Annotated in this window: 16 protein-coding genes and 2 pseudogenes; 5 read left to right on the top strand and 13 right to left on the bottom strand. The window is 72.4% G+C overall.

Going from position 1 to position 22,476, the window contains the following annotated elements:
• Positions 1-240: 240 nt before the first annotated feature.
• Entirely contained in the window at positions 241-918 is a 678-nt protein-coding gene (locus ABZV31_RS04800; protein WP_355888116.1) for an HdeD family acid-resistance protein, read from the top strand.
• A 267-nt stretch (positions 919-1,185) separates the two neighbouring features.
• On the opposite strand, the pseudogene ABZV31_RS04805 reads toward ABZV31_RS04800, so the two are convergent.
• A pseudogene (locus tag ABZV31_RS04805) lies at positions 1,186-2,125 on the bottom strand (diacylglycerol kinase family protein); the annotation flags it as partial.
• A 49-nt stretch (positions 2,126-2,174) separates the two neighbouring features.
• Between ABZV31_RS04805 and ABZV31_RS04810 the strand changes: the two are divergent.
• The gene (locus ABZV31_RS04810; RefSeq protein WP_355888119.1) at positions 2,175-3,104 is read left to right on the top strand and encodes an AI-2E family transporter; all 930 of its coding nucleotides are present in this window, start codon (positions 2,175-2,177) and stop codon (positions 3,102-3,104) included.
• Positions 3,105-4,349: 1,245 nt separating this feature from the next.
• On the opposite strand, the gene ABZV31_RS04815 is transcribed toward ABZV31_RS04810, so the two are convergent.
• From ABZV31_RS04815 to ABZV31_RS04850, 8 genes are all read right to left on the bottom strand, one after another.
• On the bottom strand, positions 4,350-5,915 hold the full coding sequence (locus ABZV31_RS04815; protein WP_355888121.1) for an SWIM zinc finger family protein: 1,566 nt from the start codon (positions 5,913-5,915) through the stop codon (positions 4,350-4,352).
• Positions 5,916-6,784: 869 nt separating this feature from the next.
• Positions 6,785-9,616 (bottom strand): DEAD/DEAH box helicase, encoded by a 2,832-nt coding sequence (locus tag ABZV31_RS04820; RefSeq protein ID WP_355888124.1) that lies wholly within the window; start codon positions 9,614-9,616, stop codon positions 6,785-6,787.
• Positions 9,617-9,763: 147 nt separating this feature from the next.
• Complete coding sequence (locus tag ABZV31_RS04825; RefSeq protein WP_355888126.1) at positions 9,764-10,348, bottom strand: sugar kinase; 585 nt, start codon at positions 10,346-10,348, stop codon at positions 9,764-9,766.
• Positions 10,345-11,493 (bottom strand): ROK family glucokinase, encoded by a 1,149-nt coding sequence (locus ABZV31_RS04830; RefSeq protein ID WP_355888130.1) that lies wholly within the window; start codon positions 11,491-11,493, stop codon positions 10,345-10,347. Before ABZV31_RS04830 ends, ABZV31_RS04825 begins: the two co-directional genes overlap by 4 nt.
• A 138-nt stretch (positions 11,494-11,631) precedes the next feature.
• On the bottom strand, positions 11,632-12,429 hold the full coding sequence (locus ABZV31_RS04835) for an ATP-binding cassette domain-containing protein (RefSeq protein ID WP_355888133.1): 798 nt from the start codon (positions 12,427-12,429) through the stop codon (positions 11,632-11,634).
• Positions 12,426-13,475 carry an ABC transporter permease gene (locus ABZV31_RS04840; RefSeq protein ID WP_355888136.1) on the bottom strand — a complete coding sequence of 350 codons (1,050 nt, stop codon included), beginning with the start codon at positions 13,473-13,475 and terminating at the stop codon, positions 12,426-12,428. The genes ABZV31_RS04835 and ABZV31_RS04840 overlap by 4 nt, the downstream gene beginning before the upstream one ends.
• A complete protein-coding gene (locus tag ABZV31_RS04845) occupies positions 13,472-14,476 on the bottom strand; it encodes a sugar ABC transporter substrate-binding protein (protein ID WP_355888138.1) in 1,005 nt (334 codons plus the stop codon). The genes ABZV31_RS04840 and ABZV31_RS04845 overlap by 4 nt, the downstream gene beginning before the upstream one ends.
• A 309-nt stretch (positions 14,477-14,785) precedes the next feature.
• A complete protein-coding gene (locus tag ABZV31_RS04850) occupies positions 14,786-15,523 on the bottom strand; it encodes a GntR family transcriptional regulator (protein WP_355889009.1) in 738 nt (245 codons plus the stop codon).
• A gap of 129 nt (positions 15,524-15,652) precedes the next feature.
• Between ABZV31_RS04850 and ABZV31_RS04855 the strand changes: the two genes are divergently transcribed.
• A complete protein-coding gene (locus ABZV31_RS04855; protein WP_355888141.1) occupies positions 15,653-16,675 on the top strand; it encodes a Gfo/Idh/MocA family oxidoreductase in 1,023 nt (340 codons plus the stop codon).
• A 252-nt stretch (positions 16,676-16,927) separates the two neighbouring features.
• On the opposite strand, the gene ABZV31_RS04860 is transcribed toward ABZV31_RS04855, so the two are convergent.
• Positions 16,928-18,109 (bottom strand): cytochrome P450, encoded by a 1,182-nt coding sequence (locus ABZV31_RS04860; protein ID WP_355888144.1) that lies wholly within the window; start codon positions 18,107-18,109, stop codon positions 16,928-16,930.
• Positions 18,110-18,185: 76 nt separating this feature from the next.
• Positions 18,186-18,856 (bottom strand): annotated as a pseudogene (locus tag ABZV31_RS04865) (response regulator transcription factor).
• Between the two features lie 176 nt (positions 18,857-19,032).
• Between ABZV31_RS04865 and ABZV31_RS04870 the strand changes: the two are divergent.
• Entirely contained in the window at positions 19,033-19,998 is a 966-nt protein-coding gene (locus ABZV31_RS04870; RefSeq protein ID WP_355888147.1) for an NADPH:quinone reductase, read from the top strand.
• Between the two features lie 201 nt (positions 19,999-20,199).
• Here the strand turns inward: ABZV31_RS04870 and ABZV31_RS04875 are convergent, their stop codons facing one another.
• The gene (locus ABZV31_RS04875) at positions 20,200-21,450 is read right to left on the bottom strand and encodes a histidine kinase (RefSeq protein WP_355888149.1); all 1,251 of its coding nucleotides are present in this window, start codon (positions 21,448-21,450) and stop codon (positions 20,200-20,202) included.
• Positions 21,451-21,620: 170 nt separating this feature from the next.
• Here ABZV31_RS04875 and ABZV31_RS04880 point away from each other — a divergent pair, with 170 nt between their 5' ends.
• On the top strand, positions 21,621-21,821 hold the full coding sequence (locus ABZV31_RS04880; protein ID WP_355888152.1) for a hypothetical protein: 201 nt from the start codon (positions 21,621-21,623) through the stop codon (positions 21,819-21,821).
• 58 nt (positions 21,822-21,879) lie between these two features.
• Here ABZV31_RS04880 and ABZV31_RS04885 read toward each other — a convergent pair whose 3' ends face one another.
• Entirely contained in the window at positions 21,880-22,275 is a 396-nt protein-coding gene (locus tag ABZV31_RS04885; protein ID WP_355888155.1) for a ribonuclease domain-containing protein, read from the bottom strand.
• Between the last annotated feature and the right edge of the window lie 201 nt (positions 22,276-22,476).

Below are 22,476 nucleotides of genomic sequence, written 5' to 3' on the forward strand. Positions count from 1 at the left end.
CCGACGTGTCAACCCGAACCGGACACCACGACATGTGCCACGGCCGCTGGTGTCGGGCGGCCCGGAGACGCCTGATCCCGACTTCGACCGAGGGCACGTGCCGGTGAGCAGGCCGGAGGAGCGTGCTCGTGCAGTACCCCAGACGCCACGAACCGCCGCCCTTTCCACCGAGCAACATGAGGCTGATCGGGTGACGATGGACATGTACGGACGCGCTGTTCCCAGAAAGAGGCAGGTGCCATGACATCTCCTTCCGATTCTCCCGGCCCCGTTCCCCCGCGCAGCGCCGAAACACAAGAAGGCCCCCTGGCCGAAGGCATGGCCGCCCTGGCCAACATAGGCTGGCAGCTCCTGCTCACCATGGGCCTCGCCACCATCGCCCTGGGCGTCATCGCCCTGGTCTGGCCAGGCGCGACGCTCCGCGTCGTCGGCATCCTCTTCGGCGTCTACCTATTGGTCACCGGGGTCTTCCAACTCGCCGCCGCTTTCGGCACCCACGTCCCCCGGCATCTTCGCGTCCTGCACTTCATCACCGGCGCGGCCTCCATCCTGCTGGGGCTGATCTGCTTCCGGGGCACCCTGGAGTCGATCCTGCTGCTCGCCCTGTGGATCGGCTTCAGCTGGCTGCTGCGCGGTACCACGGAGACGGCCGCGGCGGCTTCCGCCCCGGACGTGCCGGCGCGCGGCTGGCACGTGGCCTTCGGGATCATCGGCGCTATGGCCGGCATCGTGATGATCATCATGCCGTTCGCCTCGATCGCGACACTCACTTTGGTCGTGGGCGTCATGGCCATAGTTCTGGGCCTGACCGAAGTGGTCCGCGCCATCAGGACACGCGTCGAGATCGGCCACCTCGCTCCCGGCACAGCCACCCAGCGGCGCCCCCTGTTCCACGCACGTCCGCACCCCCAGCACTGATCGGCGAAGCCGGCGGGATCGGTCGGAGCCACCCCACGCGCCCGCCGCCCCCGACTCCGCCGTCGACGAGAATCAGCTGGAACGGCTGATCACCGAGGCGCAGACGGCCCTGCAGGTCGAACTGCCCGGCCCGGCCGACCGATGGGCCTCGGCCCTCAGCCCGGGCACCGCGCGGAGCTACCTCGCCGACCTGCAACAACGGCTGCTCATCCCTCTCGACGAAGCACACGCTCGCCACGACGTTGACCGATGCCGGCGACGGCGTGATCATCCGTCGGCCAGACGGTGTGACGGCCATGAGAGACGCTCGACAAGTGAGGCCGCCCGCTGGGCGACGGCCCATCCCGGCGGCCGCCATCCGGTGGGCACGACGCCCGGCCGATGGCGGGGAACCCATACCCGCAGAGCCCGAAAACTGATCCGGCATCGCACGGGAGTCCGCAGGGTGACGGCTTCGCCGTCCAGCCCGACGGGGACGACCGGGGCGTCGGCGTGGATGACGACGTCGTCGGGTGTCGCGAGACGGGTCAGCCCGTGTATCTGCCCGCTTTTCGCAGCCTGGCGGCCGTTTCGGCGGGCGTCTCCGCCCTGGCGGCCAGTACTCCCAGCAGGCCCGAGTCGAGCTGTGCACGCCTGCGAGCCCGGCCGGGTCGTCGACCTGGTAGGGGTTGTTGCTCACCAGCACGGCATCCGGCCGGTCCACAGTGAGCAGCCCCGTGCGCACCGCCAGCTCCGGACCCTCGTGGCGGGCCAGGAACTCCGGAAGGATGCGTACCATCGTGCCGATCTTGTCCTCGCGATAGGCCGGATCCTGCACCAGGGCTGCATACGCTCCGAACAACACGTTGTTGACGAACGCTCGCTCGCCCGCGTACCCGAGATCGAGGCGCAGCTCGACGCCGTCCGTGAGGGCCTCCAGCGCGGCCGAAGGGTCCGCACGGTCCAGGCCGAGGTCCATCGCGAAGTGGTTGCGGGTACCGGCCGGAACGACCACGAAAGGCAGGCCGCTCTCCGCGGCCACCCCGGCGACAAGTGCCTGCGTGCCGTCTCCGCCGGCCACCCCCAGCAGATCCGCACCATCGGCCACCGCGCGGCGGGCGACGGTCGCCACGTCCTGGGGGAGGGAATGATCGATCAGGAAAACCTGAGCTCCCAACGCACGGGCTCGTTCCGCGATCCGGAACCGGCTCGCTTTCCCTCCCCCCGAATTCTTGGCCGTCTCCCTCCATCCGGCGGTCGAGGCGCTGCAGCGACGGGTGTCACGGTGCCGACGGTCAGTGGCTACCTTGCTCGTCTTCCTGGCTGCGGCCGCGGCCGTCGGCGCGGTGGTCGCCTTGTTCGTCATCCCCCTGGCCCAGGAGGGAAGCCGGTTCGCCGGTCGTCTGCCCGCGATGATCAGGGAGGCCCGGGCCGGCCACGGGCCAATCGGTAACCTGCTGCAGCGGACGCACGCTCTGCGGTACGTCCAGCGGCATCAGGCGCAGATCCGCGCGTTCGCCACCGGACTGAGCACGCCCGCTTTGAAGTTCATCCGCAGTGCCACGACGACCGCGGCAGGCGCTCTCACCATTTTCGTCCTGGCCTATCTGATGGTGCTGGAGGGCCCCACGGCCATAGATCGGTCCCTGGCCCTCGTGCACGAGGCGCCCGCGGCCCGCATACGCCGCGTCGGAGCCGCGTGCGCCCGTACCCTCAACGGCTACCTGACCGGAAACTTGCTGATCAGCGTCATCTGCGGGCTCCTGACCTACGTCGTGCTGCTGGTTTCCGGAGTGCCGTTCGCCGGCCTGCTGGCCCTCTTCGTCGGCCTGACCGACCTCATTCCCCTGGTGGGGGCCACCATAGGGGCTGTCGTCGCCTCCGCGGTGGCGTTCGTCCACTCCCTGCCGGCCGGCATCGGAGCCATCGTCTTCTTCATCGTCTATCAGCAGGCCGAAAACCACCTCCTGCAACCGGTCATCCTGTCTCGGACGGTGAAACTCAACCCCCTCACCGTGCTGCTCGCCACCTTGATCGCGGCCGAAGCCGCCGGGATCCTCCGTGCCCTGCTGGCGATTCCCGTCACCGGCATCATCCAAGTCGTCCTCGGTGACATCTGGGCTCACCGCGACGGTCGGCCGCTGAGGTTGCCGATGCGGGCAGACAACAGCCCCGAGAACGCCGACCGGTCCGACGCCCCCGAGTGACCGCCACATGGCATGAGGGCGCCACAAGCGCAGCGAGTGGGACGCCCAGGTCAAAGACTCCTCCTTCGTCGTCAGGTGGGCCGCTTCCTCAGCCCCAGAAGGCTCCTCGTGATTGACGTGGGCCGGCAAGTGTCGAGGTGCTCGTGGGCGTGGATCGACGGCGTGGTGGTAGGCGTCGTCTCCTATACCGATGGCCGGAGACCTACGGGGCCGGTCACCGGCGTGCTCGGGGTGCTATCGGATGGCGCGGGCGACGCTTCGCGACCGCGGTGGTCGGCGGGACGACGCGTGTGGTGGGCTCGGGACGCGGTCACTGCGGTGTGGCTCGCGGCGACGAGCGAGGGCTGACAGGCACTGCCACAGCCCGGTGTGGAGGCGGTGAGTGAAGTCGTCGGCGGACCAGCCACCGGCCCCCCTCGGTGTCCGCGGGGCGGGCGGCGGCAGTCGCGCGGCGGCCCGCAGCCGACGGCGGGGGTGCTCGGCCTCGTCCATCCGCCCTTCCTCCGCTGACTCAGCTCAGAAAACCGACACGCAGAGCCCCCATCGGCATCAGCCGACGGTGGCTCCTCACCTCTCACCTGCTATCACATTCGTCTCACCAACAGCGTCGACGCACTTGGACCACAAGGACCTGACCTGCGAAAACGCTCCTGATCTAGACCACCTGGACCGTACAATACGCGATCTACAACCTGTGCCAGGTGGTGCCGAGCGAGGGGCCCAGGATGAGAACCGGGGCGTCTTCCGGGCCGTCGAAGCGGTACTGGAGGGCAGGGGTCTTCGTCTCACTCACCGCTCCACGCTAACCGCCGGTTCCGACAGCCCCGTCCCTGGGCCCCCACTCTCCACACCGGGCTCCCGAGGATCACCGGCGAATTCTCACACCGCCTTCACGGATGCCGGACTACCACGTCGAACAGGTGACCCGTGGTGTTGAGGACGTGTTGAGGACGTGTGACGTGTTGAGGACGTGTGACGTGTTTGTTGAGGACCGTGGTGGGGGCGGGCTGGGTGGCCCCGCCGTGGCGGCGGCCCGGGCCAGAGCGGGTGCGCCCCCGGGCCGGGCGTCTCGGCCCGCCGTGGCGGTGGCCCGGCTCAGGGGGCGTGTACGAGCCCCGGGCGCGGCAGCCTGTCGGTCGAGCAGCGCACCCGGCCCGAGCGGCGCGGGCGTCGTGAAGGCGGGCCGGGCCCACGGCCACATCAGCCACCGTCGAACACGGTCCGCCGCGGACGGGCGGTCGGTGTTCAGAGGTCGCTCGGTGCGCCCAGGCCCGTCAGGGCGCCGACGGGGTCGAGGTCGGGGGTGCCGCGGGGCCACCAGTCGTCGTGGCCCGGCTCGGATTCGTACGCATACCACAAGCCGTCCCGGCCCAGGCGGAGTTGGACGTGGCCGCGGGGGTGGGTGAGGCGGTTGCGCCACGGGCGGAAGGCGGGCAGGTCGGCGGCGAGGAGGAGCGGGCGGGCCCGGTCGAACCGCCCCGCCGGCGGGTCCCAGGGCTCCTCGAGGACGGCGAGCCCTTCGAGGCCACCCTGCCGCCACGCGGCCACCGCCCGCGCCAGCTCGGCCGGGGTGCGTCCGGCGGCGGAGGCGAGCGAGGCGTAGAGGGAGCGCGTGGCGGCGGTCAGTCCGGAACCGGGCCGGGCGGCGGCGAGGCGCACCGCGTCCTGCCACAGCGTCAGCTCGCCGACCGGGTCACGGCCGGTGGTGAGCAGGGCGTGGGCGCGGGCGGCGGCATCGGTCGCCAACTGGTCCAGCGCGAAGGGGTCAGGACCGCCCGGGGCTGCCGGGTACACCGGGGGCTGCTCGGGGTGCGGAGGCGGGGGCAAGGGGCTGGGAAGGGGAGGGAGCTGGCGAGGAGCGAGGACGTCACCGGCGCGCACGCCCGGCAGCGGTGCCGGTTCCTTGTCCTGGGCGGCGCGGGCCGCGCGGGTGGCGCTCAGCCGGGAGAGGGCGTCGAGCAGCTCGCGCTCGCCCCGGCCGCGGAGCAGCAGCAGGACGAAGGGGTCGGCGTCCAGCAGGCGTGCGGTCTGGTAGCAGAGGGCGGCGGCGTGTTTGCAGGGGCGGCCGCGGTCGGGGCAGCTGCAGCGCGGTTCCAGGTCGCCGGGGCCGGGGAGCAGGGGGACTCCGCAGCCGGCGAGGGACTGGGGCATCTCCTTGTCCAGGAGCGCGGCGATGTGCCCCGGCCGCTCGGCGGCGGCGTCCAGGAACCGGTCCCAGTCCGCGTCGTCGAGCGTCCGCAGCCGCACCTGCACCCGGTACGGCCGCGGACGGCTGCCCTGTACGTACGCCAGGACGAGCCCGGGGGTCACGGTGATGGCGTCCACGTGCCCCTTCTTCGCGTAACCGCGCCCCCGGGCCAGCCGCGCCGCGTCCAGCGCGCCCTCCTCCAGCGCGGTGATCCACGCGTTCCCCCACCACGTCTCGGCGAACCCGGAGTCGTCCGGCGTCCGGGGCGGGAACGCCGGGAAGGTCCGGCGCAGTTCACCGTCACGACGGGGGGAGGCCATGCTGCGGGGGACGCGAGGGGTGGTGGGGGTCGTGGGGGTGGTCGTGGGGGTGGTCGTGGGGGTGGTGGGGGTCGTGGGGGTGGTGGAGGCAGTAGGACTGGCTGGGGTGGTGCGGGTCGTGCGTCGGGGCGGGGAGGCGGTTCCCGGGGGCGGGTTCTGCGCTGCGGGGGCGTGGGCTCCGGCATGGGGTGAGGCCGAGACGGGGCCGGTGGTGTCGGGCGAGGTGCCGACGGGGCCGGTGGCGTCGGCGGGCGACTTGCCGGGGGACGTAATCTCCGGGCCGTCGGCCGCGTCGGACGTCATGATTGCCGGAGGAGTCCAACCCTCCCGGTCTTCCGTGCTGTTGCCGCTGCGCCCCTCTCCCGGCCCGGCCACCGCCGACGGCATCTGGAACGCTCCCTCGAGCAACTCCCGTACATCGCGGGCCCGAACGCCGACACCCCGGGCCGGGGCAGCACTTCGGGACCGGCCGACGGTCGGCGCGGGTCGGCGAGGCCGACGCACGCCCTCGACTCCCGGCGCGGCGGCATCCGTTGCGCTCTGCTCCGCCTGCGTTTCACTTCGGGCCCGAGCCGCACGCAACGCCTCACGCGCGGCATCAGCGGGACGCACGCCTCGGGAACGCGCCTCGTCGTCACGAGCCGGAGCAGGGGCATCCGGCACGTTGCCCGAGCACTCCGCCGGTCGGTGCGAGTGCCCCTCGGAGCTTTCCACCGACTGCTGCGGGAGCCTCCCGGAGCCTTCCGCCGCTTGCTGCCGAAGCCCCCCAGAGCCTTCCGCCGGACGCTGCCGAAGCCCCCCAGAGCCTTCCGCCGGCGGTACCGGCGCGTCCCCCGCCGTGTCACCGGCTCCCGTGCGGTCACCACGCCGGGCGGACACCGCGCGTCGCAGGGCCGCGCGGGCGGCGTCGCCGGGTTGCGCCGCCTGCCCTGCCGACCTGTCGGATGCCGGCTCGTGGTCTGCCGCCGGCCCGGCCGACGGCTGCTGTTCCCGCGCGGCCCGCAGAGCCCGACGTGCCGCGTCGGCGGGCCGGGCCTCCGGCGAGCGGGGCGACGCGTCCGCCGTCGACGGCCGGTTGGCGTCACGGGCCGCGGTCTGGGGGGTCTCCTCGCCCGGCAACTGCCCCGTGCCCGGACCCGAGAAGCCGTTGTCCGCCTGCTCCGTCGCCCCCATCACCCCTCACTCCGCAGTGACACCAGGTCGGACAGCTCGCGGTCCGTCAGTTCCGTGAGGGCCGATTCGCCGGAGCCGAGGATCGCGTCGGCCAGGGCGCGCTTGGAGGCGAGCATCTCGGCGATGCGGTCCTCGACGGTGCCCTCGGTGATGAGGCGGTGGACCTGGACCGGCTGGGTCTGGCCGATGCGGTAGGCGCGGTCGGTGGCCTGCTCCTCGACGGCCGGGTTCCACCACCGGTCGAAGTGGACGACGTGACCCGCGCGGGTGAGGTTCAGGCCGGTGCCGGCCGCCTTCAGGGACAGCACCAGGACCGGGGTCGCGCCGCTCTGGAAGCGGTCCACCATGCGCTCGCGCTCCGGGACCGGCGTACCGCCGTGGAGGAGGTCGACGGGGACCGCGCGGGCGGCGAGGTGGGAGGTGATCAGCCGGGCCATGCCGACGTACTGCGTGAAGACGAGTGCCGAGCCGTCCTCGGCGAGCAGCGTGTCCAGTAGTTCGTCCAGCAGGGCCAGTTTGCCGGAGCGCGCCGCGAGCCGGTCGCCGCCGCCGCGCGGGTGCTCCTCCTTCAGGAACAGCGCCGGGTGGTCGCAGATCTGCTTCAGCGAGGTCAGCAGCTTGAGCACCAGGCCCCGGCGGCCCATGCCCTCGGCCGTCTCGATGGCCAGCATCGACTCGCGCACCACTGCCTCGTACAGCGCGGCCTGTTCGCGGGTGAGCGGGACCGGGTGGTCCGTCTCCGTCTTGGGCGGCAGTTCGGGGACGATGCCGGGGTCGGACTTCTTGCGGCGCAGCAGGAAGGGGCGGACCAGGCGGGCCAGGCGCTCCACCGCCTCCTGGTCCTCGCCGTTCTCCACCGCGCGCGCGTGCCGGGCGCGGAAGGACTTCAGGGGGCCGAGGAGTCCCGGCGTGGTCCAGTCGAGGAGGGCCCAGAGCTCGGAGAGGTTGTTCTCGACCGGGGTGCCGGTCAGGGCCACCCGCGCGGGGGACGGGATCGTGCGCAGCGCCTTCGCCGTCGCCGAGTACGGGTTCTTGACGTGCTGCGCCTCGTCGGCGACGACCATGCCCCAGCGCTGCTCGGCCAGCCGGGCAGCCGTCGACCGCATCGTGCCGTACGTGGTGAGCACGAAGCCGCCGTCGAGGTCCTCCAGGGCGCGGTCCGGGCCGTGGAAGCGGCGAACGGGGACGCCGGGCGCGAACCGGGTGATCTCCCGCTGCCAGTTGCCCAGGAGCGACGCCGGGCAGACCACCAGCGTCGGTTCGCTGCGCGCCCGCTTCAGGTGCAGGGCGATGACGGTGACCGTCTTGCCGAGGCCCATGTCGTCGGCGAGGCAGCCGCCGAGGCCGAGGGAGGTCATCAGGTCGAGCCAGGCCAGGCCGCGGAGCTGGTAGTCGCGGAGCGTCGCCCGCAGCCCGGCGGGCGGCTCGGCGGGGCGTACTCCGGCGGTCAGCCGGTCCCGCAGCGCGGCCAGCGTGCCGACCGGCACCGCCTCGACCGTCTCGCCGTCGACCTCCGCGCTGCCGGTGAGCGCGACGGAGAGCGCGTCGACCGGGTCGAGCAGGCCCAGTTCGCGCTTGCGGGCCTTGCGGACGAGGGCCGGGTCGACGAGCACCCAGCGGTCCCGCAGCCGCACGACCGGGCGGTGGGCCTCGGCGAGCGCGTCCATCTCGGCGTCGGTGAGCGGGTCGCCGCCGAGCGCCAACTGCCAGCGGAACTGCAGCAGTTCCTCGCTCTCGAAGAAGCCGGTGCCGTCGGTCGCCGAACCCGGCGCCGGTCGTACCACCGCGGCCGCGGTCAGGTCCTGCGCCAGGTCCCGGGGCCAGTGCACGGCGACCCCGGCCGCCGCGAGCCGTGTCGCCGCCACGCCGAGCAGCTCACCCAGTTCCTCCTCGGTCAGGGCCAGGACGTCGGGCACCTCCTGGTCGGCCAGCCGGTCGAGCGGCGGCCAGATCCGGGCCGCGCGCCGCACGGCCAGGGCGGCGTCCACGCGCGCGCGGGGGCCGAACGCCGCGTCGGCCTCGCCTGCCCACAGGGTCGCCGCGTCGGCCACCAGCGTGGGGTCGGCGAGGCTGTGCACCTGGACGATCGCCGCGCCCGCGCTGCGCACCCCGTCGCCGCCGTCGAACAGGTCGTACGCCGACAGGTCCAGGCGGAGCGAGATCCGCACGCCGGCGTCCATGCCTGCGGCGACCTCCGCCGCCCAGTCGTGGGCGTCCGGCAGGTACTGCGGCTTGCGGTCCGCGAAGGGCTTGCCAGAGGCGTACGGCGCGGCCGGGGTGCGGGGCAGGGTGTCCGCGACCGCGTCGAGGAACGTGCGCATGAGCGCTTCCGGCTCGGGCAGCCGCAGCGGGCCGGACCCGGGCAGCGGGACGGCGTGGCCCTCGTAGGGCAGGGCCGCGGCGATCGCGCGCAGGTGGGCGACGTCGTCCGGGTCCAGGGGTCCCGCGCGCCAGGCGTCGTGCCCGGTGGCGGTCAGGCCGGGCAGCAGACGTCCGCGGGCGGTGAGCCGCAGCGCGTGCAGGGCGGCCGCGCCCCAGCAGGCCGTGGCGGGGTGGGCCGCGGGGTCGTGCCGGGCGCGCACCAGGTGCGGCAGCGCCTCGTCGAGCGGCAGCGACAGCGCGGGGGCGGTCCTGCGGCGGGCGCCCGCCCCGTGCCGTCGTACGACCGTGAGCTCCGTACGCCCGGAGGGGCCGTCCTCGGGCCATACCTCGCCGTCCGGGTCCCAGAAGGCGATGCGCCCGTCCCGCGGGAGGGGCGCGGGGAGGAAGACGGCGGCGAGCCGCACGGACACGGAGTCCGCCGCCCTGTCCGCCACCGCCACGTCGCTCATACGTCCTGTCACCTCCCGCCCGTCGGTCGCGTCAGACGTCTTCGACTCTAAGGGCGGGCTCTGACAATCGGCCCCGGCGACCGGACGGGCCCGCCGACCCGACGACCGAACAGGCCCGCCGACCCGACGACCGAACAGGCCCGCCGGTCAGGGAACCGTGCGGGAGACGACGTAGACCATCGGGAGCACCGGGTTGGACAGGTTCACGGCCACGTCCTGCGTCGGCGCGGGGTTCTTCTGCACGTGTCTGAGGCCCCACCACGGGCCGGTGCCCGTGAACGTCCAGCCGGTGATCTTCCGGTCACGGGCGCTGACGGTGATGTCGCCCTTCTTCAGGTCGCTCCGGTTGACGCCCATGGCGTCGAGGAAGGTGTCCAGCCCGGCTTGGGTGGTCCGGAACTGGACGTAGAGGCGGCTGGTCTTCCAGTTGTTCGTCTCGTAGTAGGCGACCCGGTCGGCCGGGTGCGGGATCGGCACCTGGTAGAGACGGCGCTGGACCTTCGACGGGTAGCCGGCGGTGAGGCCGGTCGCCGAGTACTTGGCCTCCTTGTCCTTGCCGCTGCTGCGGCTCTGGGCGGCGGAGATCACCAGGTAGCCGGCCGGGACACCGATGAGCAGCACGATGATCAGCAGGGTAAGGGCCCTGCGGCGGATCTTGTGGCGGCGGTCCTCGGCCGGACGGAGCGGCGGCTCGTCCGGGGGCGCCGCCTGACGTGGCAGCGACATCGTCACAGCGCCCCCCGCGCCGCGCGCCGGGCCTCCGCGTACCTCTCGTAGCGCTCGTACCGCTCGACCCGGCGCCGCTTGGCGCGCCGGAAGCGCCGGGCGACCAGCCGGGCGAGGTCGGCGGCGCCGACCATGCCGGCCTCGGGGCCGAGCTGGGCGCGGGTGATGCGGGCCTCGGGGCGGTAGCCGCGGCCGGTGAGGTGACGCTTGAAGGCGTCCCGCGCGGGGCCGATGAGCAGGTCGTCGGCCGCGGAGACGCCGCCGCCGATCACGAAGCAGGACGGGTCCAGGGCGGCGGCCAGGTTGGCGATGCCGACGCCGAGCCACTGGCCGATGTCCTGGAGCAGCTCGACGCACATGGCGTCGCCCTCGCGGGCCAGCTCGGTGATCAGCGGGCCGGTGATGTCGGAGATGTTGCCCTTGACGCGCTCGATGATCCCGTAGGCGACCGGGGAGTCGGCCGCGGCCAGTTCGCGCGCCTCCCGGACCAGGGCGTTGCCGGAGCTGTACTGCTCCCAGCAGCCGCGGTTGCCGCACGGGCAGCGGTGGCCGCCGGGCACGACCTGCATGTGTCCGAACTCACCCGCGACACCGAACTTGCCCCGCTTGACCTGCCCGTCCTCCAGGATCGCGCCGCCGATGCCGGTGCCGAGCGTGATCATGACGAGATAGTCCTCGCCGCGGCCGGCGCCGAAGCGCCACTCGGCCCAGGCGGCGGCGTTGGCGTCGTTGTCGACCAGCACCGGAACCGACAGCCGCTCGGAGAGGCGGTCGCGCAGCGGCTCGTTGCGCCAGGACAGGTGCGGCGCGAACAGAACGCGGTTGCGGTCGGCGTCGACCCAGCCGGCCGCGCCGATGCCGACCGCGTGCACGTCGTGCCGGTCGGACAGGTCCAGGACGAGCTCGACGATGGTGTCTTCGACGACCTTCGGGCTCTTGGACTTGTCCGGGGTCTCCGTGCGGAGCTTCTCCAGGATGTTGCCGTCGGCGTCGACGACGCCCGCCATCACCTTCGTGCCGCCGATGTCGATGCCGACCGTCGGCACGCGGGGTGCCGTCAGGTGCGAGCGGCGCTCCCGGGTGCCGACCGTGCGGAGTACGGGGGCGCGCCGGGAACCGATGGGGGCGGCGAGGTCGCGGTAGGTGCTCATCGGGCCCGATTCTGCCTCACGGTCGGTAAGGGCGCCGTACGGGGCACCACAGGGGGTGCCTGCTGTGTGCCGCGTGCAGGAACGTTCAGGCTGGTCGCGCCCACGCGGCCAAGCCGTACAGTCGCAGCCCCGCGCCCCTCAGGGGGCGCGTTTCTCAAGCTCGTGGCGGAGATCGTCCAGTTCGCTGCCGCCGGCCATCTGCCGGGTCAGCTCCTCCAGCGTGATCTCTTCCCGGGTGTGGCTGCCCACCATCGCGCCCCGCTTGAGCAGCACGAACCGGTCGCCCACCAGGTACGCGTGATGCGGGTTGTGGGTGATCAGGACAACGCCCAGGCCCTGGTCCCGTGCCGCGGCCACATACCTGAGCACCACGCCCGACTGCTTCACTCCCAGTGCCGCCGTCGGCTCGTCCAGGACCAGGACCTTCGCGCCGAAGTACACCGCCCGCGCGATCGCCACGCACTGCCGCTCGCCGCCCGAGAGCGTGCCGATCGGCTGGTCGACGTCGCGCAGGTCGATGCCCATCCGCAGGAGCTCGGCATGCGTCGTCCTCCGCATGAAGTCGACGTCCAGACGCTTGAACGGGCCGACGCCCCTGCGCGGCTCGGAGCCGAGGAAGAAGTTCCGCCACACCGGCATGAGGGGTACGACGGCGAGGTCCTGGTAGACCGTGGCGATGCCGCGGTCCAGGGCGTCGCGCGGGGACGACAGGCGGGTCTCCTCGCCCTCGATGCGCAGTGCGCCGGCGTCGTGCTGGTGCAGCCCCGCAATGATCTTGATCAGTGTCGACTTGCCCGCGCCGTTGTCGCCGAGGACACAGGTGATCTCCCCCGGGTGGACTTCCAGAAAGACGCCTTCGAGGGCGCGGACGGTGCCGTAGTGCTTGCTGACGTCGGACAGCTCCACGAGCGCCGTACGTGTCTGGGTCTGCGTCACTTGGTGGCCTCCACCCGCCTGCGGACCCAGGCGTTGAGCAGGGTCGCGAGGAGCAGCATCGCTCCGAGGAAGAACTTGAACCAGTCGGGGATCCACTCGGCGAAGACGATGCCCTTGCTGGTCATGCCGAAGAGGAACGCGCCGACCGCCGAGCCGACGGCGCTGCCGTAGCCGCCGGTGATCAGGCAGCCGCCGATGACGGCCGCGATGATGTAGATCAGCTCGTTGCCGACGCCCTCGCCGGACTGCACCGCGTCGTAGGAGAAGAGCAGGTGCTGGCCGGAGATCCAGGCGCCGAGGGCCACGCCCATGTACAGGCCGATCCTGGTCCTGGCGACGGGTACGCCGACCGCGCGGGCCGCGTCCTTGTTGCCGCCGACGGCGAAGATCCAGTTCCCCATGCGGGTGCGCAGCAGGATCCAGGAGGCGAGGGCGACCAGGCCGAACCACCACAGGATGGTGATCTTGAAGTCGACGCCGCCGACGGTCAGCGTGGAGGCGAAGACGGCGTGCGCGGTCGGGAAGCCGTCCATGTCGGCGATCGTCTTGGTGGAGACGGTGCCGTCGATCAGCTTGGTGAAGCCGAGATTCATGCCGGTGAGCATCAGGAAGGTGCCCAGCGTGACGATGAAGCTGGGCAGGCCCGTCCGTGTGAGCACGAAGCCGTTGAAGGCGCCGATCGCCAGGGTGACCAGCAGGGACACGCCCACGCCGACCCAGACGTTGGCGGTCATCTGGTAGCTGAACATCGACGAGACCAGCGCGGACGACGTCACCAGAACGCCGGCGGACAGGTCGAACTCGCCGCCGATCATCAGCAGAGCGACCGGGACCGCCATGATGCCGATCGTCGAGGCCGCGTACAGGACGGTGCTGAGGCTGGAGGCGCGCAGGAAGCCGTCCGCGGCGCACGCGAAGAAGAGGAAGACCGCGATCGCGCCGACGACCGAGCCCAGCTCGGGCCGGGAGAGCAGCTTCCGCAGCGGTGAGGCGTGCAGAATCCTTTCGTCAGCGGTCGCCTTCATCTCATCAGCGGTCGCGTTCATCGGGTGCCCCGCTTCGTGTACTCCTCCAGCGCGGCCGCCTGGTCCTTGGTGACGATCTGCGGGCCGGTGAGCACCGGCTTGCCGCCGCCGAGGACGTCGCCGTTGTACTTGTACAGCCACAGCAGGTCGACGGCCTGGTAGCCCTGGAGGTACGGCTGCTGGTCCACGGCGAAGCCGAGCGTGCCGTCCTTCAACTCGGCGGCGACTTTGGCATTGAGGTCGAAGGTGTCGATCTCGGCGTTGCTGCCCGCGTCCTGCCTGGCCTTCACGGCGGTGTCCGCATACGGCGCGCCGAGCGTGACGACCGCGTCGACGGACTTGTCCGCCTGGAGCTTCGCCTCCATCGCGGACTGCACGTCGGGCATGTTGGTGCCGTTGACGTAGAGGTTCTCCACCTTGCCGTGGAAGGTCTTCGCCACGCCGTCGCAGCGCTGCTCGTGGCCCACGTTGCCCTGCTCGTGCAGGACGCAGAGCGCCTTCTTCTTCCCGCGCTTGTTCAGCTCCTCCCCGACCGCCTCGCCCGCGACGGTCTCGTCCTGGCCGACGTGCGTGAGCGCGCCGAACGCCTTGGACTCGGCGGAGCCGGAGTTCACCGTGATCACCGGGATGCCGGCCTTCTCGGCGCGAGCCACGGCGGCCTTCAGGGCGTCGGGCTTGGCGAGCGTGACGATGATGCCGTCGACCTTCTTGTCGACCGCCGCGTCCACGAGCTGCGCCTGCTGCTGGGCCTCGGCGTCGTGCGAGTACAGGAAGTTGATGTTGTCCTTGACGGCGGCCTGCTTGGCGCCGCTCTGCACGATGTCCCAGAAGGTGTCGCCGTCACCGGAGTGGGTGATCATCGCGAAGGTCCAGCGGGGGGTGTTCACCGCGGCCCTCCCCTGGGCCGCCGCAGCCTTGCGGGCGTCCTCCGCGCGTTTGCCACCAGTGCTGCTGCACCCGGCGAGGGACACCGACAGTGCCCCTGCCAGCGCGATGCCTACCCAGGTTGGAAACCGTGCCACGAGGCCATGCCCTTCTCGCTGTGTTCGACGTACGCAAGGGGCCGATGACGATCTCACCAGCCCCAAACGTCGCATTATCGAACGCAGGGATCACGGGTCCCGTCGCCGGGGAGCAGGGTTCGGTCACATTGTCCGGACATTGCGACGATCGCGGGACGTCCCTGGGACGCGTCAGCGGCGCGCCTGGAAGGGCGGCGGGCATCGGGAAGACGTCAGCGGCGCACCTGGAAGGCGTCAGCAGGCATCGGGTGCCGTCAGCGACGCACCTGGAAGGCGTCCTGCGGACATCGGGAAGGCGTCAGGGACGCATCAGGGGCGTACGAGCAGCTGGAACTCGAAGGAGTAGCGGGACGGCCGGTAGGTGTGCGTGCCGAACTCGACCGCGCGGCCGGTGTCGTCGAAGGTGGTGCGCTGCATGGTGAGCAGCGGCGCGTCCTCCGCCTCGCCGAGCCGCTCGGCCTCGGCGGGGGTGGCGGCACGCGCGCCGATGGACTGGCGCGCGCTGTGCAGCGTGATCCCGGCGGAGCGCATCAGGCGGTACAGGCCGGTGACCTCCAGCTGCCCGGTGTCCAGGTCGAGCAGGCCGGGCGGCAGGTAGTTGATCAGGTACGCCATCGGCTCGCCGTGCGCGAGCCGCAGCCGCTCGATCCGGTGCACGTCGCTGTCCTCGGCCACACCGAGGGCGGCCGCGACCTCGGCGGATGCCAGCACGACCGTGTTCACCAGGACCTTCGTCGCCGGACGCTGTCCTGCCGCCTCCAAGTCGTCGTAGAGGCTGCTGAGTTCCAGCGGGCGCTTGACCTGGCTGTGCACGACCTGCGTGCCCACGCCACGGCGGCGGACGAGGAGGCCCTTGTCGACGAGGGACTGGATGGCCTGGCGGACGGTGGGCCGGGACAGGCCGAGCCGTGCGGCGAGCTCGATCTCGTTGCCCAGCAGGCTGCCGGGGGTGAGCGACCCGTGCTCGATCGCGGCCTCGAGCTGCTGGGACAGCTGGAAGTACAACGGCACCGGGGAGCTGCGGTCCACGCTGAGCTCGAGCGGCACGGTCGGGTCCACTTCTGGTTTCGGCACGGCCCGAGCGTAGCTCCGTGGCCGGTTGACGGGAAGTTGTGTAGTTCGATTGTCCGGACATACGCATTGACAGCGCCCGGGGTCGGCCCTCACTTTGATTCCATGCGCATCGGGATCATCGGGACGGGCCGCATCGGCACCATTCATGCGAACACGCTCAGCCGTCATCGCGAGGTCGGGTCCCTGATCCTCACGGACACGGATCCGGCGCGGGCGCAGGAGCTCGCGCACCGGCTCGGCGAGACGGCGGCGCCGGGGGTGGACGAGATCTTCAAGTGGGGCGTGGACGCCGTGGTGATCACGACGGCGACGTCGGCGCACGCCGAACTGATCGGTCGGGCAGCACGCTCCGGACTCCCGGTGTTCTGCGAGAAGCCGATCGCACTGGACCTGCCGGGCACGCTGCACGCGCTCGCCGAGGTCGAGGCCGCCGGAACGATCCTCCAGATGGGCTTCCAGCGCCGCTTCGACGCGGGCTACACCGGCGCGCGCGCGGCGGTGCGGTCGGGACGTCTCGGGCGACTGCACACCGTCCGCGCGCTGACCTCCGACCAGGCGCCGCCCCGGGCCGCGTATCTGCCGCTGTCCGGCGGCCTGTTCCGGGACACGCTGATCCACGACTTCGACATCCTGCGCTGGGTGACGGGGCACGAGGTCGTCGACGTCTACGCGACCGGGTCCGACGCCGGGCCCGCGATGCTCCGGGAGGCCGGCGACGTCGACACCGGCGCGGCCGTGCTCACCCTGGACGACGGCACCCTCGCCACGGCGACGGCGACCCGGCTGAACGGCGCGGGCTACGACGTCCGCATGGAGCTGGCCGGGGAGCTGGACCAGATCGTGGTCGGCCTCGACGACCGCACGCCGATCGCGTCCACCGAGCCGACGGGGCCGCCGGCCGCGGACAAGCCGTGGACCGGGTTCCTGGAACGCTTCGGCCCCGCGTACGAGGCCGAGCTGTCCGCCTTCATCGAGGTCGTGTGCGGCGAGCGGCCCAACCCGTGCGACGGGCGCGAGGCCCTGCAGGCCCTGCGCATCGCCGAGGCCTGCGAACTGTCCCGGCGCGAGCGCCGCCCGGTCGGCCTCGCGGAGATCCCGGGCGGCACCGAGGCCTTGTTCAGGTGAGCGGCCGGCCCGGTGGCCCCGCTCCTCGGCTGTGATCCATGGGTCGGTCCCGCAGCCCGCTGTGATCCATAAGCCGGTCCTACAGCCGGCCGTGATCCATAAGCCGGTCCCGCGGCCGCCGGTGTCCTGCGGATGCACGCCGGTGCCGTCCCGCTGCACCCCGGCGCCCCTCCCGGCGGACACCGCTGCCCCACGGATGCACGCCGGTGCCGTTGCGAGGAAGCCGGTGCCGTTCCAGCGGGCGCCGCTGTCCTACCACCGCACCGGCAGGCTCCGCCTCCCCCGCATCAGCATCCCAGGCAGCCACGGGCCGGGCGGACCGTCGAGGGCCAGGCCGGGGGCGCGCTGCAACAGGGTCCGTATCGCCGTGCGCGCTTCCAGGCGGGCCAGGGGTGCGCCCAGGCAGTAGTGGATGCCGTGGCCGAAGGCGAGGTGGCCGCGGGCGTCGCGCTGGATGTCGAAGCGGTCCGGCGCGGGGTAACGGCTGCTGTTTCGGTCGGCCGCGGTGAGGCCGATCATCACCGGCTCGCCCTGTTGGATGGCGGTGCCGGCGATCTCCACGGGCCCGGCGGCGTACCGGTACGTGGCGTTCTCCACCGGGCCCTCGTGGCGCAGCATCTCCTCGACCGCTCTGTCGACGAGGCCGAAGTCTGCGCGCAGCGCGGCGAGTTGGTCCGGGTGCGTGAGCAGGGCGTGCACACCGTTGGTGATGAGGTTGACCGTGGTCTCGTGGCCCGCGACGAGCAGCAGGAAGGCCATGCCGCGCAGCTCGTTGCCGGAGAGCCGGTCGCCGTCCTCGGCGGTCGTGCGGATCAGGGCGCTGAGCAGGTCGTCGGCCGGTCCGGCGCAGCGCTTGTCCTCGATCAGCTCGGTGAGGTACGCGCCGAGCCGGTCGAAGGCGTGCTGCTCGCTCTCCCCGCTGGTGGGCGCGACCACCTCGGTCGACATCTCCCGGAACGCGGCCCGGTCGATCTCGGGCACGCCGAGCAGCTCGCAGATGACGGTGATGGGCAACGGATAGGCGAACGCCGCCACAAGGTCGGCGCGGCCGCGCGGCAGCATCGCGTCGAGCAGCTCGTCGGTGATCTCCTGGATCCGCGGCCGCAACGCCTCGACGCGGCGCGCGGTGAACGCCCGGGAAACCAGCGAGCGCAGCCGGGTGTGCTGCGGCGGGTCGGCGATCAGCAGGTGCTTGCCGATCACCCGCTCCTCGAGGAGCGTCACGCCGACCCTGCCGACGTCCTTGGCCAGCCGTGGGTCGGCCAGCGCGGCGCGCGCCTCTTCGTACCCGACGACGAGCCAGGTGTCGTATCCCTCGGGCAGGGGCAGCCGCACCCGGTGCACCGGGCCGAGCGCGCGCAGTTCGGCGTAGACGGGGTGCGGGTCCGCGCGGAACCCCTCCCCGTACTCCCTGAGATCGATCACGTCCGCCATCGCCCCTCCCCTCCCCTCCCGGAGCACGAAAGGCTCCCCGTAACCGGACAACGCGTGACCGATCCGGGAAGTGCCGCTACAGCGCGTCCTCTTCGAGGAGTCCCGCGTCGTAGGCGAGCAGGGCGATCTGCACGCGGTTGTTGAGGGCGAGCTTGGCAAGGATGCGGGAGACGTGGGTCTTGACGGTGGCGACGCTCATGAACAGCTCCGCGGCTATCTGCGCGTTGGCCAGGCCCCGGCCGACGCGGACGGGGACCTCGCGTTCGCGGTCGTTGAGGGCGGCGATGCGCTCCCGCGCGCGGGCGCGCCGGGTGTCGGCGGCGGTGCCGGCCGCGTGCTGCATCAACTGGCGGGTGACGGTGGGCGACAGCACGGGGTCGCGGCCGCGACCCGGCGCACCGCCTCGACGATCTCGGCGGGCGGGGTGTCCTTGAGGACGAACCCGGCTGCGCCCGCGCGCAGGGCCCGCAGCACCTGCTCGTCGGCGTGGAAGGTGGTGAGCACGAGGACCTGCGGTGCCTCCGTGCGTCCGCGCAGCCGCTCCGTCGCCGTCAGGCCGTCCATTCCCGGCATCCGGACGTCCATGAGGACGACGTCCGGCCGGGTGCGGTCGACCAGGGGTTCCACCTCGCTGCCGTCGGCCGCCTCGCCGACGATCTCGATGTCGTCGGCGCCGCCCATCATGAAACGCAGACCGGCTCTCACCAGCGGGTCGTCGTCGACGAGGAGCAGTCGGATCGCGGTCATGGGGTACACCCAACCAAATCGCCGACGCACGGGCCACACCGACCGCCACGTCCCACGCGGACGCGACGACCTGGCCACGCCCCCGCTGCCCCCGCCACGCTGACCACGCCCACGCGACACGGCCCCGGCCTCGGGCGGCGCGCGCCCGGACCCCTCCGGTGGAAAACTGGTCATTCATGCGTGCCGCGTATGTCGAACGGCTGGGCCCGCCCGACCTCATCCGCTGGGGTGAGCTGCCCGCTCCCGAGCCGGGGCCCGGCGAGGTGCTGGTGGACGTGCTGGCCACCACGGTCAATCCGGTGGACACATTCGTGCGTTCGGGACTGTTCCGTACGCCGCTTCGGTTCCCGTTCGTCATCGGTCGCGACCTGGTGGGCACGGTCGCGGCCCCGGGGTCCGGCTTCGCCGTGGGCGAGACGGTCTGGTGCAACAGCCTCGGGCACGGCGGGCGGCAGGGAGCGGCCGCCGAGCAGGCCGCGGTGCCGGCGGACCGCCTCTACCGGCTGCCGCCGGGAGTACCTCCGGATGAGGTGGTGGCCGTGCTCCATCCCGCCGCCACCGCCCACCTGGCCCTCTTCACGCACGGCGGCCTGCGCCCGGGCGAGACGGTCCTGGTCGGCGGGGCGGCCGGCAACGTGGGCGGTGCGCTGGTGGAGCTCGCGGCGCGGGCGGGCGCGCGGGTGCTCGCGACGGCCGCGCCGCGCGAGCACGCCCACGTCCGGTCCCTGGGTGCGGCGGAGGTCGTGGACTACCGAGCCCCCGACCTTGCGGCGCGACTGGCGGCGCTCGCTCCGTCCGGAGTCGACGTCCACGTCGACACCTCCGGCCACAACGACCTCAGGTCCGCGGTCGGCCTTCTCGCCCACCGCGGTCGCGTCGTCCTCCTGGCCGGTGCCCGGGACGAGCCGACCCTGCCGGTCGGCCCGCTGTACATGAAGGACGGTTCCCTGCGCGGCTTCGCCATCTCCCACGCGACGGCCGCGGAACTGGCCGAGGCGGCCGAAAGGATCAACGAACTGCTGGCGGCCGGTGCGCTGCGCCCGCGTGCGGTGGAATACCACCCCCTGAGCGCGGCGGCGGAGATGCACCGACGCATGGAACAGGGGGAACTGCACGGGCGGCGGGTGGTCCTGCGCATCTGACGGGACTCCTGCGCAGCGAAGCGCGGGGGCACCCCCGCCACCGTAGATCACCTACGTCAGCCTGGAACCGCATATCGCCGGTCGCAGCCCTCGCCGTCGATCACCTACGTCAACCCGACACCGCATATCGCCGGTCGTTCCAGCCGTCGATCACCTACGTCAACCCGGCACCGCGTCTCGCCGGTCGCCCCCGCCCTGCCCTCACGGCAGCCACCCCCGCACCTCGAAGCCCCCGTCCCCCGTCGGCCCGTGTTCCAGGCTGCCGCCAGCCAGGGTCGCCCGTTCCGTCAGGCCGATCAGGCCCTGGCCGGAGCCGGGGACGTGCGGGACCTCGCCTTCGGGGGCCGGGTTGCGCACGGAGACGACGAGGCCCTCGCCCGGGGCGCCGGCGAGGGTCACGGTGACCTCCGTGCCGGGGGCGTGCTTGCGGGCGTTGGTCAGGCCCTCCTGGACGATGCGGTAGGCGGTGCGGCCGACGGAGGCGGGGACGGCGGCAGGGTCGGTGACGCGGTGGGCCAGGGTGACCTTCATGCCGGCCTCGCGGGACTCGGCGACCAGGGCGTCCAGCGCGGCCAGCGTGGGCTGGGGGCGCCCCACGTCATCGGGTTCGCCCGCCCGCAGCACGCCGATGATCTCCCGCAGGTCCTGCAGGGCCTCGTGCGCGCTCTCCCGGATGACCCCGGCCGCCCGTGCGATCTCCTCACGGGGTGCGTCCGGCCGGAACTCCAGCGCGCCCGCGTGCACACTCAGCAGCGTCAGCCGGTGCGCGAGGACGTCGTGCATCTCCCGGGCGATGGCCTCGCGGGCGAGCCGCTGCGCCTGTTCGGCCCGCAGCCGCGCCTCCGTCTCGGCGCGCCGGGCCCGGTCGCGCAGGCTCAGCATGAGCTGTCGCTTGGACCGTACGAACATCCCCCAGCCGATGATCGAGAGGGTCAGCACCGCGGCGAAGACCACGATGCCCGGATAGGACAGCTCGGGATCCGGGCGGAGCCAGTAGAGGACCGGGACCAGCGCGAGGGTGGCGCCGCCGACCCAGGCCACGTAACGGAACGGCCGGTGCACGGCGAGGGTGAACAGGGCGACGGCGCCGGCGCCGCCCGACGTGCTCGAGAGCAAGCCGACGGGGATCATGGCGACGGCCAGCCCGAGGGGCCAGCGGCGGCGCAGCCAGACCGCGGCGCAGGCGAGCACGCCGAGCAGCTGGTCGACGACGGCGAGGGCGTGCGGCGTGTGCGGGTCGTGGCTCAGGGCGTCTCCGGCGGCCAGACCGACGGCGAGGGCGAGGAGGAAGCAGGAGAGGTCGACGACCCAGTCCCGCGCGGTGCGCCTCGACCGTCCCGACCGCCCCGCGTCGGGGTCGAGTTTGTCGGCCACGGCGGACGGCAGCAGCCACCGCCGCCCCGCGCACACCGAAGGCACCTGCGTCGTTCCGTCACCCCTCACGGTCGACAAATCTATGCAGTGGCGGCGCCCGTCACCCCACCGCGTGGCAGATGGGCGACCAAAGTCGCAGTGGAGTGGACTTTCGGCGCACCGCCCCGCCGTGACCGCAGACTTCCGGCGGCCACGGCTCGCCCCGCGGCCGATGCGTGTGGGGGGTCCGCGGGGCGAGGGTCGTGGCCATGAAGCAGGTACTGGAAGTACTCGGATTCGTCGCCCTGGTGCAGGGCGTGCTGGGCCTGGTGCACGAGTTCACCCACTGGCACGTGGGCCTCGTGCAGCGGCTGGACTTCCTCGACGGCTACGGGATCTACGCGAGCGCCGCCCTGATCGTGCTGGCGTGCGCGCTGTTCGCCGCCGCCAAGAGCCGGAGGTCCGGATGAGCGCGGACCGGGCCTCCGGCGGGTCGCACCGTTCCCTCGGCGGCTGGCGCCGATGGGCTCAGCAGCCGAAGTCGATCAGGTCGAACGTGGCGTAGTGGTCCGAGGTGTAGTAGTCCTCCTCGTACTCCTCACCGGTGACGATGCGCCGGGCTCCGCGTGTGGGGGAGCCGGGCGTGATGACCGTGTACTCGTGGTAGTAGCCGGACGGCTGCTTGGGCAGGACACCTTCCCGGTTCGAGAAGACGGTGCCGTCCTGCGAGTACGGGAAGGGCCCACCCTGGTCGATCAGGTCGAGCGTGTCGTGCGCCTGGGAGGGCAGGTCGCTGTAGCAGATGCTGCCGACCGAGGTCGCGGCGGCGTCCGCCGTGCCGGCGGAGACGGTGCCGCCCACGAGCAGGGCGGACAGAAGAGCGGCTGCGGCGCCGATCCGAGTGGCGCGTGGGGGGAATCTCATGGCGTCATGATGACGCGCGTAGACACTGGCATGTCAATGACAACTCCGCAGATTTTCCCGTCAAGTCCGATGAGTTTTCAGGAAGTTAACCTGCGCCCGGCTCCCTCGCGCCATCCCCACACGAACCGTCGGGGGGCGTGAGGGCGCGGGGCGCGGTGATCCCGGGCGCCCGAGACGGTGATCACGGGCGCGGGGCACGGT

Origin of the sequence: Streptomyces sp. NPDC005202 (assembly GCF_040608235.1) — a bacterium.
In the GTDB taxonomy this organism is placed as follows: Bacteria; Actinomycetota; Actinomycetes; order Streptomycetales; family Streptomycetaceae; genus Streptomyces.